This window comes from Hyphomonas atlantica corrig. (assembly GCF_000682715.1).
GTDB lineage: Bacteria > Pseudomonadota > Alphaproteobacteria > Caulobacterales > Hyphomonadaceae > Hyphomonas > Hyphomonas atlantica.
The window spans coordinates 116,995-132,934 of the sequence record NZ_AWFH01000061.1 but is presented as its reverse complement, the minus strand read 5'-3'; the positions used below and the strand labels follow the sequence as shown (position 1 = coordinate 132,934).

Annotated in this window: 21 protein-coding genes; 12 read left to right on the top strand and 9 right to left on the bottom strand. The window is 61.1% G+C overall.

The window, feature by feature from the left end; all coding sequences use genetic code 11:
* The first annotated feature begins 28 nt into the window (after window positions 1-28).
* From HY36_RS15735 to HY36_RS15710, 6 genes are all read left to right on the top strand, one after another.
* Window positions 29-385: an AtpZ/AtpI family protein gene (locus HY36_RS15735; RefSeq protein WP_051602879.1), complete on the top strand. Its 357-nt coding sequence runs from the start codon at window positions 29-31 to the stop codon at window positions 383-385.
* The gene (locus HY36_RS15730; RefSeq protein WP_035554782.1) at window positions 382-1,164 is read left to right on the top strand and encodes a F0F1 ATP synthase subunit A; all 783 of its coding nucleotides are present in this window, start codon (window positions 382-384) and stop codon (window positions 1,162-1,164) included. The genes HY36_RS15735 and HY36_RS15730 overlap by 4 nt, the downstream gene beginning before the upstream one ends.
* Before the next feature lie 117 nt (window positions 1,165-1,281).
* Window positions 1,282-1,518 (top strand): F0F1 ATP synthase subunit C, encoded by a 237-nt coding sequence (locus HY36_RS15725; RefSeq protein WP_027838455.1) that lies wholly within the window; start codon window positions 1,282-1,284, stop codon window positions 1,516-1,518.
* A gap of 86 nt (window positions 1,519-1,604) precedes the next feature.
* On the top strand, window positions 1,605-2,144 hold the full coding sequence (locus HY36_RS15720) for an ATP synthase F0 subunit B (protein WP_035554780.1): 540 nt from the start codon (window positions 1,605-1,607) through the stop codon (window positions 2,142-2,144).
* A gap of 11 nt (window positions 2,145-2,155) precedes the next feature.
* Complete coding sequence (locus HY36_RS15715) at window positions 2,156-2,740, top strand: hypothetical protein (protein WP_081806240.1); 585 nt, start codon at window positions 2,156-2,158, stop codon at window positions 2,738-2,740.
* A gap of 125 nt (window positions 2,741-2,865) precedes the next feature.
* A complete protein-coding gene (locus HY36_RS15710; RefSeq protein WP_035554778.1) occupies window positions 2,866-3,240 on the top strand; it encodes a hypothetical protein in 375 nt (124 codons plus the stop codon).
* 79 nt (window positions 3,241-3,319) lie between these two features.
* Here the strand turns inward: HY36_RS15710 and HY36_RS15705 are convergent, their stop codons facing one another.
* The 7 genes from HY36_RS15705 to HY36_RS15675 all read right to left on the bottom strand — a co-directional run bounded on the left by HY36_RS15705 (window position 3,320) and on the right by HY36_RS15675 (window position 9,547).
* Window positions 3,320-4,996, bottom strand: coding sequence for an ABC transporter ATP-binding protein (locus HY36_RS15705; protein ID WP_241764235.1), 1,677 nt, complete (start codon window positions 4,994-4,996; stop codon window positions 3,320-3,322).
* Between the two features lie 100 nt (window positions 4,997-5,096).
* A complete protein-coding gene (locus tag HY36_RS15700) occupies window positions 5,097-6,221 on the bottom strand; it encodes an inositol monophosphatase family protein (RefSeq protein ID WP_241764234.1) in 1,125 nt (374 codons plus the stop codon).
* Window positions 6,208-7,554 carry a TldD/PmbA family protein gene (locus HY36_RS15695; RefSeq protein ID WP_035554776.1) on the bottom strand — a complete coding sequence of 449 codons (1,347 nt, stop codon included), beginning with the start codon at window positions 7,552-7,554 and terminating at the stop codon, window positions 6,208-6,210. The genes HY36_RS15700 and HY36_RS15695 overlap by 14 nt, the downstream gene beginning before the upstream one ends.
* A gap of 44 nt (window positions 7,555-7,598) precedes the next feature.
* On the bottom strand, window positions 7,599-7,985 hold the full coding sequence (locus tag HY36_RS15690; RefSeq protein ID WP_035554775.1) for an MAPEG family protein: 387 nt from the start codon (window positions 7,983-7,985) through the stop codon (window positions 7,599-7,601).
* A 79-nt stretch (window positions 7,986-8,064) separates the two neighbouring features.
* The gene (locus HY36_RS15685) at window positions 8,065-8,340 is read right to left on the bottom strand and encodes a hypothetical protein (protein WP_035554773.1); all 276 of its coding nucleotides are present in this window, start codon (window positions 8,338-8,340) and stop codon (window positions 8,065-8,067) included.
* Between the two features lie 120 nt (window positions 8,341-8,460).
* Window positions 8,461-8,772: a hypothetical protein gene (locus HY36_RS15680; protein WP_035554771.1), complete on the bottom strand. Its 312-nt coding sequence runs from the start codon at window positions 8,770-8,772 to the stop codon at window positions 8,461-8,463.
* A 61-nt stretch (window positions 8,773-8,833) separates the two neighbouring features.
* Entirely contained in the window at window positions 8,834-9,547 is a 714-nt protein-coding gene (locus HY36_RS15675; RefSeq protein WP_051602878.1) for a fused DSP-PTPase phosphatase/NAD kinase-like protein, read from the bottom strand.
* Window positions 9,548-9,699: 152 nt separating this feature from the next.
* Here HY36_RS15675 and HY36_RS17960 point away from each other — a divergent pair, with 152 nt between their 5' ends.
* Genes HY36_RS17960 through HY36_RS15660 form a run of 3 tightly spaced genes read left to right on the top strand, consistent with a single transcriptional unit; the run spans window position 9,700 to window position 10,993 of the window.
* A complete protein-coding gene (locus HY36_RS17960) occupies window positions 9,700-10,074 on the top strand; it encodes a DUF6249 domain-containing protein (RefSeq protein ID WP_051602877.1) in 375 nt (124 codons plus the stop codon).
* Window positions 10,058-10,633, top strand: a complete 576-nt coding sequence (locus HY36_RS15665) for an RNA polymerase sigma factor (protein WP_206741218.1) — start codon at window positions 10,058-10,060, stop codon at window positions 10,631-10,633. Before HY36_RS17960 ends, HY36_RS15665 begins: the two co-directional genes overlap by 17 nt.
* A 12-nt stretch (window positions 10,634-10,645) precedes the next feature.
* Window positions 10,646-10,993, top strand: coding sequence for a hypothetical protein (locus tag HY36_RS15660; RefSeq protein WP_035554767.1), 348 nt, complete (start codon window positions 10,646-10,648; stop codon window positions 10,991-10,993).
* Between the two features lie 12 nt (window positions 10,994-11,005).
* On the opposite strand, the gene HY36_RS15655 is transcribed toward HY36_RS15660, so the two are convergent.
* The gene (locus tag HY36_RS15655; protein WP_035554764.1) at window positions 11,006-11,587 is read right to left on the bottom strand and encodes a Maf family protein; all 582 of its coding nucleotides are present in this window, start codon (window positions 11,585-11,587) and stop codon (window positions 11,006-11,008) included.
* Window positions 11,588-11,592: 5 nt separating this feature from the next.
* On the bottom strand, window positions 11,593-11,811 hold the full coding sequence (gene infA, locus HY36_RS15650) for a translation initiation factor IF-1 (protein ID WP_011646371.1): 219 nt from the start codon (window positions 11,809-11,811) through the stop codon (window positions 11,593-11,595).
* Between the two features lie 235 nt (window positions 11,812-12,046).
* Between infA and HY36_RS15645 the strand changes: the two genes are divergently transcribed.
* The 3 genes from HY36_RS15645 (at window position 12,047) to HY36_RS15635 (ending at window position 15,915) form a co-directional block, all read left to right on the top strand.
* Complete coding sequence (locus HY36_RS15645) at window positions 12,047-12,367, top strand: ArsR/SmtB family transcription factor (RefSeq protein WP_241764233.1); 321 nt, start codon at window positions 12,047-12,049, stop codon at window positions 12,365-12,367.
* A gap of 83 nt (window positions 12,368-12,450) precedes the next feature.
* On the top strand, window positions 12,451-13,509 hold the full coding sequence (locus tag HY36_RS15640) for a helix-turn-helix domain-containing protein (RefSeq protein ID WP_035554762.1): 1,059 nt from the start codon (window positions 12,451-12,453) through the stop codon (window positions 13,507-13,509).
* 108 nt (window positions 13,510-13,617) lie between these two features.
* Complete coding sequence (locus tag HY36_RS15635; RefSeq protein WP_241764232.1) at window positions 13,618-15,915, top strand: TonB-dependent receptor; 2,298 nt, start codon at window positions 13,618-13,620, stop codon at window positions 15,913-15,915.
* Window positions 15,916-15,940 lie beyond the last annotated feature (25 nt).

The window sequence follows — 15,940 nt, the reverse complement described above, 5'->3', positions numbered from 1 at the left end:
GATTCGCACGCGCGAAGCTTGTCATATCATGTCCAGTGAAGGCCCGAACGACCTCGGTGAACGCATCGCCAAGGCTCAGGCGGCCCGAGCGGCAAAAGAGGCAGCCAAGCGCAAGCTTGAACCAGATGATGGAAGTCTTTCGGCCGGGGCTTATGCCCTGCGATATGGCGCGGAGTTTGTCGCCTGCATCTTTGTCGGAGGCCTGATTGGTTTCTGGATTGACGCATTCGCAGGAACAAAGCCCTGGGGCCTGTTGATTGTCGGGACTTTCGGCTTCGCAGCAGGTATTCGAGCGATGATGCGCGCTTATCGGGAACTGAATGCCCGGGCGCAAGGACACTTAAAGGAGCCGGAGGCTCCAACAGACGGGACCGGGAACGAATGAACTTCGCTCTGCAAAACACCGCGATTGATCCGATCCACCAGTTCCAGGTCACGAAGTGGCTGGACCTGAGCATTGGCGGCGTGGACATTTCCTTCACCAACGCGTCCGGCTTCATGCTGCTCGGCGTGGTTCTGTGCATTGCCTTCTTCGGCTATGCCGCCTCCAAGAAAGCGCTCGTACCGGGCCGCACCCAGTCCATGGCCGAGATCGGCTACGGCTTCGTGGCGGACATGGTCCGCTCCACGGCTGGCGAAGAAGGCCTGCGCTTCTTCCCGTTCGTCTTCACGCTCTTCTTCTTCGTCTTCTTCGCGAACATGATCGGCATGGTGCCATATGCCTTCACAACGACCAGCCACTTGGTTGTCACCGGCGCCTTGGCCATGCTCGTCATTTCCATCGTCATCGGTTTCGGCATCTGGAAGAACGGCCTCAGCTTCTTCAAGCTGTTTGCCCCGTCCGGCGCACCGTTCCTGATCTATCTCATCCTCGTCCCGATCGAGATCATTTCCTTCCTGGCCCGTCCGGTCACGCTGGCGCTGCGTCTGTTCGCCAACATGCTGGCCGGTCACATCATGCTGAAACTGTTTGCAACCTTTGCAGCCCAGCTCATCGGCGCGGCCCTGTCCGGCGCGGTGTTCATGGGTGTTGTGGGTCTGCTGGCCTTCGGCATGGGGGTTGCGCTCAACGCGCTCGAGCTTCTTGTGGCAGGTCTTCAGGCCTATGTTTTCGCAATCCTGACCTGCGTTTACCTGAACGACGCACTGCACCCGTCACACTAAGGACCTCTTCGCCAGTGTGGGCCCCGGCGCACACTAAAAACCTTGACGCAGCCTAACGAACACGCTTCACGGGCCGCAAAATACTGAAACCCTTGCATTCCAAACAGGAGACTACCCATGGAAGGCGATATCGCTCTCGGTCTGAAATACGTAGGCGCTGGCCTCGCAACGCTCGGCATGATCGGTGCCGCAATCGGTGTGGGCAACATCTTCAGCTCGTTCCTCGACGCTGCCATGCGCAACCCGTCCGCTGCTCCACAGCAGACTGGTAACCTCTTCATCGGTATGGCTCTCGCAGAGGCACTCGGCATCCTGTCGTTCCTCGTGGCCGTCCTGATCCTGTTCGTGGTCTAAGACCAACTCGAACACGCCAAGAACGGGCCGGGGGATGTAAACGTCTCCGGCCCGATCCAGCCTGATGCTGCACCAGAGGTATTGAAATGCTGCTCGCCCTGCTAGCGGAAACTGCCCATCACCTGCCGGATGACGCCCCGCCGCCATTCCCGCCTTTCGAGGCATGGCACATGCCGGGCCAGTTGTTCTGGCTCGCGATCCTATTCGCGGTCCTGTACTTCTCCCTCTCGCGCTTCATCCTGCCGAAGATGTCGGACACGATCGAGAAACGGTCTGACCGGATCGCATCTGACCTCGACCAGGCTGCAAAACTGAACGAGCAGGCCGAAGAGGCCCAGCAGGCGCTCGAACTGCGCATCGCTCAGGCGAAGGCCAAGGCTCGCGAAACCGCGAACAAGGCCACCGCCAAGGTCGAAGCCGAAATGACGGCTGAAACCGCTCGCGTCGATGCCGAGATCGAAAAGAAGCTGGACGCTGCCGAAGAGCGGATCTCCGCCCTGCGCGCAAACGCCATGCAGAACGTCGAACAGATTGCCGTGGATGCCGCGGACGCCATGACCAGCCGTTTCGGGCTGAAAGCGTCGGCAGCAGACCTCAAGAAAGCCGTTTCGGCGGCGCTGAACTAAGAGACACGCAGATGACCCTTCGTCTTGTCCCTGCCCTGACCCTGGCCGCGCTGGCCGCATCGCCCGCCTTTGCGGCGTCCGATTCGCATGGCGGCGGGTTCGTTGGCGGCCTGATGTATTCGCTGACCGATCCGGTCACGCATACCGCATTCCTGGCGCTTGCCGTCTTCCTGCTGATTGCCTGGCGCATGGGCGCCTTGAAGGCCATCACCAGCGGTCTCGACAAGCGCGCGGATGACATCCGCAAAGAGCTGGATGAAGCCCAGAACCTTCGTGAGCAGGCTGCTGAAACCCTCGCTCTGGCTGAGCGTCGCCAGCAGGATGCCGACAAGGAAGCCGAAGCGATGATCGCCCAGGCCAAGGAAGACGCCAAGCGCATCATGGAAGAGGCCCGCAAGGACATTGCAGAACGCCTCGCCCGCCGTGAAGCGCAGGCCGAAGCCCGCATCGCCCGCGCCGAAGCCGAGGCAACCGAGCAAGTTCGCCGCGCGGCTGCCGACGCTGCGACAGAGGCGGCCCGCCGCCTGCTCGCTGAAGACACTGCCGTCGACCAGTTCGAATCTGCAGCGCGCGAAATCGAGAAAGCGCTCGGCTGATCCGGGGACACCATCCGGCCTCTCCCCGGCCCTGAACACCGAAAACCCCTGATCTGCCATGCAGGTCAGGGGTTTTTCGTTGTCCCGTATCCGACAGGCCCTCGCGCTGTGGCAGGCTAAGCGGCATGGACTCGCTGTTCGCCCCGCTCGGCCCGCTGTCGCCGCATCTGGAACCCTACCGGTTCTGGATCTGGCTGCAGATCGTGATGATCCGCGTGTATGTGCGCGCGGTGCGCGGCAAGGGCGTCGTGTTCAGCACGCTGATTGACCGGCGCGGCAATGTCTATCTCAACTGGATTGAGAAGGCCCCGGAAGATCTGAAGCCCGATCCGTTCAGCTTCACCCCCTCCAAAGCCTATCAGGCCGCCCTCTCCGGCCCGGACCCCGCTCATCCCGGCGAACGCCGGGACCTTGCGCCCCTTGCCGCGCCCTCTCCGCGCCGCATCGCGTACATCCCGCGTGTCTTCACGCAGGGCCCCCTGCCCTTGCCGGACACCTGACCGCGCATTTCTCTGTGGAAAATTCAGCCCACGACCGAAGCGCCCTCACAGGCGTCGCACGTGCGGGTGGGGTATCGGATCAGCTCAGCTGCAGTTCCACGAGGCGCTTGTACGCGCCGCTGGAGGCCATCAGCGTGTCGTGCGTGCCCTCCTCGACCGCGCGGCCGTCTTCCATCACGATGATGCGGTCTGCCGCCCGGACGGTGGACAGGCGATGCGCAATGATCAGCGTGGTGCGCCCACGCGAGAACTCTGCCAACGCCGCCTGCACCTTGGCCTCGCTCTCCGCGTCCAGCGCCGAGGTCGCTTCATCCAGCAACAGGATCGGCGCGCCGCGCAGGATAGCCCTGGCGAGGGCCACGCGCTGGCGCTGGCCACCGGAGAGGTTGCGGCCCATTTCGCCCGCTGGCGACTGATAGCCCTCCGGCATGGCGGAGATGAACTCATGGGCATTGGCCGCCTTGGCGGCTGCCTCGATCTCGGCATTGGTCGCGCCCAGCCGGCCCAGCGCGATATTGTTCTGGATCGTGTCATCGAACAGCGCAGAATCCTGCGCCACGAGGCCGATATTGGCGCGCAGCGTATTCCCGATCACACGCCGCACATCATGGCCATCGACACGCACGCTGCCGGTCTCGGCATCATAGAGGCGCATCAACAGGTTGAAGACGGTGGACTTGCCCGCGCCCGACGGGCCGACAATCGCCACGGTCTCTCCCGGCGCGGCCTTGAAGGACAGCCCGTTCAGGGCGCGCGTCCCGTCCGGATAGGCAAAGGTGACGGCGTCGAACTCGATCTGGCCACTTGCCCGGGTCAGCCGCTCGGCGTCCGGCGCGTCGGCAATGTGGGTTGTCGCATCGACAATCTCGAACACGCGATCTGCGGCGGCCCCACCTTCCTGCGCCACGGCATTCAGCGTGCCGAGCGCTCGCAATTCCGGAGAGACAATGCCCAGCGCTGCGATGAAGCCCAGCAGATCGCCCAGCGTCATTGCCCCTTCGGACATACGCCAGGCGGCAAAGCCCAATATGCCCGCCAGCGCCGCGCCGCCCGCAACTTCCAGGATCGGGTCCACGGCGGCCCGGTCGGTCAGCACTTTCAGGAACAGTTTCGACCGCTCCTTGAAGCCCTGACGTGCGCGGGATTTCTGGTAAGGTTCCAGGCCATAGGCCTTCACCACGCGGGCGGACTGAAAACCTTCCGACAAGAGCGATGTCACCTGCCCCACCTGTTTCTGCGCCTGCTTGGAGCGTTTGCGAATCCGGTTGCCCAGCCCGATCACGGGCCCGAAGGCGATGGGATAGGCCACCAGCAGCAACAGGGTCAGCTGCCAGTCGATCACGATCATCACCCCGAACATTCCGATCACGGTGATTGTGCTCTTGGTGAAATTGTTGGCAAAGCGCAGCGCAGCATCGCGGATCGCGTTCACATCATTGATGAAGCGCGAGACGAAATCACCCGAGGCATCCGCCGCCACGCGGGCATAGTCCCCATCGGTGAGAGAGTCGAACTGGCTGGACTGGACCGACACGAGCCCGCGCTGGACACCGGTATTGTTGAACACCGTCATCAGGTAGAGCGTCAGCGCCCGCGCGCAGGACAGGGCCACGATGGCCCCGCCAATCCACCAGATCCAGTCCGGGCCAGCGATCGGCGCTGCGGCCTCGTCTCCGAAATTTGCCTGAAGCCGGTCGCCCAGCTCTTTCAGCACAAGCGAATAGCCCATGGCGCTGAGCGAAGTCAGCAGGGCCATGAGCGTGCCGACCGCAAACCAGCCGAGGTGCGGTCGGAAATAGGCTGCAAACAGGCGCCTCAGGCTCCCCGTCTGTCTGGGGGCCTCAGCTGTCACCACCTCAGACGTGATGATGATCCCCCGTCTCCGGGTCCAGCAGCTTGTGGGCATGGAGGATGAAGTAGCGGGTCTCGGCACTGTCGACCGTGCGCTGCGCGGCATTCTTCCACGCGTCGTAGGCGGCCTTGTAGTTCGGGAAAGCACCGACAAAGTCGACCTTGGACAGGTCTTCGAATTCCACTTCGGTCACATCCTTCAGCTCGCCGCCGAACACGATGTGAAGAAGCTGTTTGGTCTGAACGTTCGTATCGCCCATTTTGACTGGCTCCGTAGTCTCTGCAGGCGCGGGTTTGGGCGCCCTTTCCTGTGGGTCAGGTATAGTCACAAATTCTGACCTGCGCACTAACAGAGGATGCAGGGCGTTTCCAGAAGCAATGACGCTACGTTGTGCAGGTACTGCCCGGTTGAATATGAGTTTTTCACCGCGATGTGTCGTCGCGACACCGCCTGCCTCTTCGATGAGCACAGTCCCGGCGGCAAGGTCCCAGTCCGACTTCTCGCCCAGGACGAGCGTGGCATCCCATTTTCCCGCCGCCACGAAGGCCATACGCAACAGGGTGGAGTTCGGCTTGGGCCGGGCAATGGTCAGCGGCGGCCACGGCTCCGGCCAGCCGGGATGCTCCAGCATCTGCTCGGCGGCGATCAGGCGGCAGCCCTCTTCGCTGGTGCACTCGCTGACCCGGATTGCCGCGCCGTTCAGGAACGCGCCCTGCCCGCGATGGGCCTCATAGAACTCGTCCAGCTCAGGCGCGTAGAGCACGCCGCCCACCGCTTCGCCTTCCTCGACAATGGCCAGGCCGATGCACCAATACGGGTCGCCGCGAATATAGGCGCGCGTACCATCAATCGGGTCGACCACCCAGCAACGGTCCCGGCGCCGAGCGTCCGGATTGTCGAGCGTCTCTTCCGACAGCCATCCATATTCCGGGCGGAACTGCGTCAGCCGGTCTGCGCACAGCTGGTTCACCGCCATGTCGGCTTCAGTGACCGGGCTGCCTCCCGTCTTTTGCCAGGTCTCGGCCTGATTGTCCCCCTGCATGAAGGACTGGGCGAGCTTGCCAGCTTCCTGCGCCAGTTCGCGCAGGATTTTCATGTCTTCAAACAGGGTGCGGTCAGCTGCCCGCAAGGCTCATATCCTCGATCATGATGCTTGGCGCATCCCGTGTGCCCCGGAATTCCAGGTCAGAGGCCGGGATCAGGCGGGCAAACATGGAGGGCAGATCGCCCGCAATCGTCACTTCCGACACCGGATAGGCAATCTCGCCATCCTCGAACCAGAAACCCGACACGCCGACAGAATAATCGCCCGTGTTCGGGTTGATCGACGGGCCGAACATGTCAGTGACCAGCAGGCCCTTGCCGACGGCCTTGACCAGTTCGCCCGGCGTCTTGTCGCCGGCCTTCAGGTACAAATTCGATGTCGTTACGCCCGGTGGGTCGCCAAAGCCCAGCGCGGAGAAGCCATTCGGCTCCAGCCCCAGCTGGCGGGCAGACGGTCCGTTCAGCAGCCAGGTCGTCAGGCGGCCATTGTCGATCAGATGCGTCTCCCGCACCGGCAGGCCCTCACCATCATGGCTGCGCGATCCCATGCCCATCGGGCGGAATGGATCGTCGATGATGTGTATACCATCGGCAAACACCTGCTCGCCCATCCGGTCCTTCAGGAAGCTGACGCCCCGCGCCACGGACGGGCCGGAGATTGCGCTGAGGAACGCGCCGAGCAAGCCCGCCGACACCCGGCGATCGTACAGGACGGCCGCTTTCTGGGTCTTCAGCTTGCGTGAGCCGAGGCGGGAAATGGTGCGCTCACCCGCCGTGATTCCGATCTCTGCAGCGGTCGGGCGGTCCTTGGTGAAACGAACAGACCAGCTGTCATAGTCCCGCTCCATCTGGCCATCGCGTTCCGCCACAGCCGCCAGGCCAAGGCTGGTAGATGTGCCGGTCTTGAAGGCGGAGAAGCCATTGCTCGCCGCAACCCAGCGGGTCGAGCGGTTCCAGGACGCGCCGCACCCGGCCACGGTCTTGATGCCGGAAATGCCCAGCGCCGCCGCCTCAGCGGCCAGCGCTTCCGCCTCCAGCGTCTCGGCGGGGATTTCCGGCTCGCCGGTCAAATCCATGTCCAGATCGCCAGTGGCCAGAATGCTCGCATCCGGCAGGCCGCAATACTTGTCTTCCGGCACAGCCTTCGCCATCGCCACACAGCGCTCGGCCAGCGCCTTCAGCCCTTCCGGGGACAAGTCTGCGCCGGAGACATGCGCCTGACGTTTGCCATACAGGCAGCGCAGCGCGACCGAGCGGCCTTCTTCGCGTTCGATGCTTTCCAGTGCGCCATCCCGCACGGAGACGCTGACGCCTTCAGTCACGCCTATGCGGGCGTCTGCGGCGTCTGCACCTTCCTTGCGGCAATGGTCCAGTAGTCCGGCGAGCAAATCGGCCGGCGGTGTCGTAAAATCAGCCATTCCGGCTAGATGGACTTTGCGCAGGTTTCGCGCAACTGCTCAGTTCAGGCGAAAGCGTGGAACAGCAGCGCCCCGGCAACGAGGATCATGGTAATCCAGCTGAGCAGGATGCCCCCTGCACGCAGCGGCAGGATGTTTCCGCCCATACCGATCATGTGCATCACCCGGCCCAGCGTGAACAGTCCGCCGCCAACATGAATGGCCCAGGCTGGCAGTCCCATCAGCGCAGCCACGACGAGGCCAACCAGCATGGCCGGAATGTATTCCGTCGCATTGCCGTGGACCCGCGTGCGCAGTTCCAGGGTCTCATTGCCACCGGTCCCGACGGAGACTCGCGCGGACTGGCGCACGGAAACCACGCGGAGCGCGAGGTAGATCAGCAGCAGCATGTTTACGGCCACGTAGATGGCGGCCACTTCGAGTGATGTCATGTTTATTTCCTCCCTATTGAAAAGGGCCATCGAATGATTCGATGGCCCTTGAATATTCCTGGCGGTTCACCGGCCCCGATCAGTCGTCGCGACGGGCGTCTGGCAGGCGGTCGTTGATGTCGTCCCGGATGTCCAGCAGCGTCACGATCAAGCCGCACACGAGGCTGGCTGCAATCCATCCCCCGACGGTGAAGACAGCAAAGTCTGCCACCTGAGCCAGCGTACCGGTCAGGCCGAGCAATTCGCCCGTGAACTCCCCGCGATTGTACAGTCCCAGCGCGATGCCCGCGACAATGATCGCGATATAGGCGACGTAAACCATCGTGCGGAAGCTGTTGATGATAAAGAACTTCATGAGATCCCCTTCCTTAACTCCAAGCTATTTCTATGCGGATTGCTTCCGCGCGTCACCCGATTACACGTGACAAACGAATATCCCATGACTGGCGGGAAACTGTTTTGCGACAGGCCGGGTTCATTCCCCCTCCTGCCCTGACAATTCACAACTGATCATGGCCGAAAGCGTACCAGCGAATTCGAGCTGTTCGCTCATCGACAGTGATTCCACGAAATCGCCCACATCCCGGCGCTCGCGCCCTATGGCAGCAGCCGTGCGACGGTAAAGGTCCGGGCTCAGCTTCTCTTCCATGACGCCACTGATGCAGGCGCAGGTTTCTGGCGCTTCGCCATCGGCAATACAGGCTTCGGTGAGCAGCTCGCGGTCCGATTTCTGGCTGCAGGCAGCCAGCATCGCCAAGCATAGGCAGGACAGGGTCAGGACGCGCATTCTGGCAGCTCCGGAAACTTCAATGCCCAGCCAAGCATGAAATTAACCAACAGGAAAGCGCCTATTCCCGTCGCAGGATCTTGTCGACCTGAACGCCCTTGCCGAACTCGCGCAGGAAATCCTCCTTCACCTGCAACCGGTCATAATCCTCTTCCACCCAGTCCAGGAAGGGTTTCCAATCCGCCGGATCGCGGCCTGCATTATAGTCGGCATAGGTCTGGAAAAAGGCATCCAGCATGCCGGTCTTGCCGTGTTTCACATGCAGGTATTTCAGCGACAATTGCTCGATTGCCTCTTCATAAGGCACTTGTTCACGCAGCAATTTGTAGAGAACAGACATCAGTCCCGCGCGATCTGCGCCGGATTTGCAATGCATCAGTGCCGGATACTCGATTGTGTCGAACAATTCCTTCGCCGCGAACAAGGCTTCCTTCGTTGGCGTGTCGCGGGAGAAGACCTGAAAATCGACCAGCGTGATTCCCGCTTTTTCGCAGGCTTCCTTCTCCAGAAGGTAATAGCCCTTGGTGCTGGTGCCGCGAAGATTCAGGATCGTGCGAATGCCCAGCGTTTCGGCATATTCAACCACCTTCTTCGGCGATGGCTGGTTTGCACGCCACATCTCCGGAGAGATCTGGTGCAGGTTCGAGAACATCTTGCGCAGGAATCCGTGATCGCCCCAGACAAGTTCACGCCGGGCACGGGCGCGCCCCTGCGGCGTCGACAGGTCCGGCGCGACATGCGGTTTGCGATTCTTCTTGGATCTCAGCTTTACCATTGCCCCGCGATTAGCCGCCGGGCCTGCCTGGGGCAAGCGGAGGCGGCAGAAAGAAAAATGTCTGCCCCCTGCATCCAAACACGATCCTGCCTGCATCTACTCAGCAAAGGCGCAGAAATCCGCCGCCACATTTTGCTTGAAGGAGCCCTCTAATGAGTGAAGACATCATCGTCCCTATCGCGTTTTTCGGATCGATTGCCGGCATCGTCTGGCTGGTCAGTCACTACAATTTCAAGAAGCGCCTGACCCTGCACGAAACTGTGCGCCATGCCGTCGACAAGGGCCAGGACCTGACCGGAGAGGCGATGGAGAAACTCGCCCTGATTACCGATCCCGTCCGCGCGGACCTGCGCCGCGGCGTGCTGTTCATGGCTGTCGGCATCGCCTTCGGCTTCCTGGGCCTCATGGTCGGCATGGAAGAAGGTGAAGCCGTCAAGCCGATGATCGGCGTTGCGTCCTTCCCTGTCTTCATCGGTCTGGCCTATCTTGGCCTCTGGGCAGCGGGTCGCCGTGAGCAAAGGGGCTGAGCTGAGACTGGTTGCCGAGGGAGGGCGCGACATGCGCAGCGATCCGGACCTGGCCGCAAGTGCTGCGCGAGGGCATGAGGCAGACTTTGCCGAACTCGTGCGGCGCCATCAGGCTCGCGTGCGCGGCATGGCCCGCCGCCTGACCGGCTCGGTTAGCGACGGAGACGACATTGCACAGGCGACCTTCCTGAAGGCCTGGCAGAAAATCGGCTCATACGCGGGCGGCACCTTTTCTGCCTGGGTCTGCACGATCTGCTGGCGGGAATACCTGCAAGCCCGCCGCAAGCAGAAGATCGAGATCGAGTTTGACGAAACGGCCGAGATCATCCCGTTTGAACGCACGCAATCCGATGAGGTCGGAGACCAGATGGATCTCAACCGGGCTCTGGAGAAACTGTCAGAGGCCCAGAGGGTTTGCGTGGTGCTGTGTGTGGCCTCGGGCCTGTCCCACCGCGAAGCAGCCGAAGCGACCGGCTGGCCGCTTGGCACCATAAAATCCCATGTGACGCGCGGCGTGGCGGCGCTTCGCAAACACCTTGAAAGCAGCCATGTGGCGTGATGGAGTAATCTGATGCGAGACCAGGAAACTTATTCAGACCTGACCGATCTCTTCGCGGCAGAAGACCGCAAGATGGATCCCGCCCCCTTTGTGGATGAGGTCATGACCGGCATCCGACGTAGATCCCTGTTCCGCCGCCTTCTGCTGGGTGCAGTCGGCATTGCGGGCGCAGGGGTTGCCGCCATGCAATTGCCGGGCCTGCTGGCCAACTGGACGGGACTGGACCAGATCGTCACCCGAACCGTGACCGATGCACGCCAGGACGCGAGCCTCGTGACCAGTGCGGACCCGATTTGGCTGATGGTGGGCGGGGTTGTGGCGCTGAGCCTGCTGGCCATCACCAGCTGGGAACGGGCCTAACAGGCGCGGGTCTCAGGCCGGTCGCCACCCCATGCCTTCGAGCAGGGATTTGGTCTCATACAGCGGCAGGCCGACAATGGTGGTATAGCTGCCGCTGATATGGGTGATGAAGGCTCCGGCCATGCCCTGAATGCCATAGCCGCCTGCCTTGCCGCGCCATTCCTCGCTGGCGATGTAGGCGGCAATCTCCTGATCAGTCAGCCGCTTCACCTTCACACGGGCCATCACGGTGCGGCTGTTCACCCGGCCATCCGGCGCTTTCACGGCTACGCCGGTAATGCACTGATGCGCCCGGCCCGACAGCAGCCGCAGGAAGGCTTCGGCCTCTTCGGCGTCGGCCGCTTTTTCAAGGTTCCTCTGGCCCAGCGAAACCACGGTGTCCGCGGCCAATACAAAGCCTGCTTCCGGGCAAGCCTCAGCCTTCTCTCGCGCCAGCCGTTCGGCCAGCGCGCGGGGAGACTCGTCCTTGCGACGGGTTTCGTCGATATCAGTGGGGCAGATCGCGTCCGGCACTATCCCGATCTGGGCGAGCAGGTCTCGCCGCCGGGGACTCGCACTGGCGAGGATCAGGGGAACAGGCCCTGAGGACGCCATATCTCTTATTTGAAGCGGTAGGTGATACGACCCTTGGTCAGGTCATATGGGGTCATCTCGACCATCACCTTGTCACCCGTCAGCACGCGGATGCGGTTCTTGCGCATCTTGCCAGCCGTGTGGGCAATGATCTCGTGGTCGTTCTCGAGTTTCACGCGGAACGTCGCGTTCGGCAGCAGTTCCACAACTGTGCCTTCGAATTCAATCAGTTCTTCCTTCGACATGCAGTCTCCAAATCAGGGCGGTCCGTTGCGCCGCCGAAACGCATATAGGGGGCGCATAAAGCCTTGCACAGATTCCGGCAAGATTTGAAGCTCAGCAAAAGCCCCGTAATACCGGCAGTTTCAGCTTTCAGAGACCGGTCAACTGCTGATCGGCCTCTGTTTTGCACTTTGTTGATGCATATATACGCATATTGGACAGAATTGGTTCTGAAATCTGAAGCGAGATTGAAAATAAATGGCTGCACACGCAAAACCCCAGACCAAGGACGCCTTTGACCTGATGTCAGAGCGCATCCATGAGGCGTCAGAGGTGATGAAGGCCATGTCGAGCGATACGCGGCTGAAGATCATGTGCGCCCTGAATGAAGGCGAACGACCGGTTCACCAACTGGCTGAAATGACTGGCCAGTCGCACTCTGCCGTTTCTCAGCACCTGGCAAAGCTGCGTGCGGCGAATCTGGTGGAAAGCCGCCGCGATGCGCAGACCATCTACTATCGCTGCGCCGGCGGTATCGGCCGCGAACTCGTCAACACGCTCTGCGCCTATTATCGCTAGACCTGTTGCGGGAAGGACATAATCGGAAACTTCCTCTGGAATCAGGATACGTTTTCGATACCGAAACCTGCTATAAGCGCTCCATGTCGACCACAACGGCCCGGGCCAGTTTTGAACTCCAGCAGATCGAACCGATCCTTTCATGGGCGGGCACGTCCGGCGTGGATGTGGACGGTTTGCTGCACCGACTGGGCATCGACCCAGGCAAGCGCCGTGATGCGCCGGGTACGCGGATTGACCTCGTCGACTATTACCGCATCCAGCGCGAAATCGCCCGATCCTTTGATGACCTGACCGCACAGCTGTCAGAGCGAAAGCTGCTCTACCAGACCGGCACATTCGTGGTCACACAGATACAGGCCGCCGCCACTTTGCAGGATGCCATTCGCAGCCTCGCATCGCATTTCAACATGATGCATGGCGGGCGCTACAATTATGTGCGCCAGACCGACCGCACCCTGACGCTGGTCGTTGATGATTCCACCTTCCCCTATCGCTTTCGGGATGATCGCGCGCTGACACATTTCGTGGGCGACGCGCTGCTCATCAAGACTCACGCCCTGCTCGACAGCCTGACCGGCGGCGCAGCCGGTCGCGGCCTGCAACGCGTGAGCCTGCTGCGAAACCGGCACGATGACGGGAATGGCCAGTTGGGTTTCTGGCAAGTCCCCATCGGCTACGGCCATGCGGCCTACGAGCTGATCTACGACATCGACATTGCCTGCGAGCCCATCACGCCCGCCCCGGAAGTGGACCTGACCGCTGATGGCATTTTTGCGCGCGTCATCCGACATCTCGACGGCCTCGCCCCATCCGCCGATGTGCGGGCCTTCGCCGTACGGACCTCTGATCTGATTTCGGATGGATATGAAACCCAAGCTGCTGTGGCCCAGCGTCTCGACGTGAGCGTCGCCACCCTGCGCCGGCGCCTGAGCGAAGAAGGCACCAGCTTCCGAGATATTCTTCAGGAGAGCCGCGCCGAACGAGCCGGCCTGATGCTCAGCCAGGGTATCAGCGTCAGTCAGGTTTCCGATTCCCTCGGCTATTCTGACGTGCGGGCCTTCAATCGCGCCTTCAAGAAAATGCGCGGCGTGTCACCCGCAGCCTATGCAAAGTCTGGCGTCGAAACCGCTCAAGCCTGATTTGCGCGAGCGAATATGTTCACTCGCGCTGAACCCATATGTCATCGCCGTCATGTGCGGTTTCTGGAAAACTCCCGTCAAATAGAAGAATGCCCTTGGGAGGAAAAATTGGGACATCACAAATTCACTACGCTGAGATTCGGTCTCGTTTCGGCGCTCGCGCTGACCGCAGGCCAATACGCTGCGCATGCGCAGGACGCTGAAGAAGACACGGCTGAAGAGGCCCGCACCCTTGGCCGCGTCACCGTCACCGCGCAACGCCGCGAGGAAGACCTGATCGACGTTCCGCTTTCCGTCTCTGCTTTCAGCGGTGAACAGCTGGAAGCCACCGGCGCGGTCGACATCACCTCCATCCAGCGCTCGACGCCGAACGCCACGATCGAAGTTGCCCGGGGCTCGAACTCCACACTGATCGCCTTCATTCGCGGTGTTGGTCAGCAAGATCCGCTCTGGGGCTTTGAGCCAGGCGTTGGCCTCTACGTGGACGATGTCTATATCGCTCGTCCACAAGGCGCGATCCTCGACATTTTCGACATTGAACGGATCGAAGTCCTGCGTGGCCCTCAGGGCACATTGTATGGTCGCAACACCATTGGCGGCGCAATCAAATACGTCACCGCAAAAATGGAAGATGAGCCGGACCTGAAAGCCAAGGTCAATTTCGGTTCCTATGGCCAGATGGACGCCATCCTCTCCGGCTCCGTCCCGCTCAGCGATACGTTCACAGTCGGCGGCGCGGTCGCAAGCTATCAGCGCGACGGTTATGGCGAGAACCTCTTCACCGGCGCCGATCATTACGACAAGGACGTATTGGCCTATCGCCTGAGCGCGGAATGGGCCCCGACAGACTCCCTGTTCTTCCGGCTCGCCTATGACAAGTCAGAAGACGATTCCAACGCCAAACACGGCCACCGCCTGATCCCGAGTGGAGATGGCACCCTGCCAGTCACAGACAATGTCTATGATACGCGCGCAGGGATCGGCGATGACAACTCGGTGGAAACCGAGGGCTTCTCTCTGACTGGCCAGTGGGACGTGAACAATGAATTCACGCTGAAATCCATCACGGCGTTCCGCGAAGGCTCGACCGTCACACCGATTGACTTCGACGCCCTGCCAAACCCGGATTTTGACGTCCCCGCCTTCTACAGCGACGAACAGTTCAGCCAGGAATTCCAGTTGCTTTACAATGGCGACCGTCTCTCGGGTGTCGCCGGTGTCTACTATCTGGACGGTACGGCAGATGGCGCATTCGACCTGCTGCTCAGCGCCCTTGGCGTGACAGTCTACCAGGCCGGTGTGCAGGACAAGGAGAACTTCTCCCTGTACGGTGATTTCACCTACGATCTGACCGACCAGTGGAGTGTTTCCCTCGGCGGCCGCTTTACGAAAGACGAAACAACGGCAGACGTAACTCGCGAGCTTTGGCTCGGTCTTGGATCGGCCTCTTTTGATCCGACCAATTCCACATCCATCTTCCTTGCGACCCAGACCGGCTATACTGGCCTGAACCGGGAAGATGAGGAATTCACCCCGCGGATTTCGGTATCCTATCAGCCTACCGACGACTTGAATATCTACGCAACCTTCGCGCAGGGCTTCAAGGCCGGCGGCTTTGACCCCCGCGCCCGGGCAGACCTCGATCCGCTCGGCCTGTCGGAAGAAGGCTTCGGTCCTGAAAAGGTCGACAGCTATGAAATCGGTGTGAAGGGCAGCTTCTTTGATGACCGCCTGCAGCTGAACACCGCCGTCTTCTTTGCCGAATACACCGACCAGCAGATCACTGTGCAAAGCGGCGCAGACTCTGACAATGACGGCGTGAACGACACATTCGTGTCTTCCGTCTTCAATGCCGGTTCATCTGAATACACCGGCCTCGAGATCGAAGGCAGCTGGTTCATCAATGACGAGTTCACGCTGATGGGCAATCTCGGCTACATTGACGCAGAGATTCAGGAGATCATCTCCGCCGGAACCAACATCGCCGACCAGTTCGTGACGCAGAATACGCCGGAACTGCAGGGCCAATTGTCCCTGAACTATATGCGCGATTTCGGACCGGAGTTCGGGGCAATTTCCATCACCGGTTCGGCCTCCTATCGAGACGAATACAATCTCTTCAACATCGACAATGAAGGTTTTGCGCCGGGTACGAACGTGCTGTTCCCGAATGGCGGCCCAGCGCTCGACCCCGATGCCTACACGCTGCTGGATCTCAGCTTCGTCTGGACGTCTCCCTCTGAACGCCTGCGCTTTGGCATTCACGGACGCAACCTGACCGACGAAGAGTATCGCGTCGCAGGCTATAACTTCGTTACGCCAAGCCAGCTTGGTTTCGACAGTGCGTACTCCGCCTTCTACGGCCCGCCACGCACGCTGACTGCCTCAATCTCGGTTGATTTCTAATCAGCTGAGCGGGTCGGCAATCTGA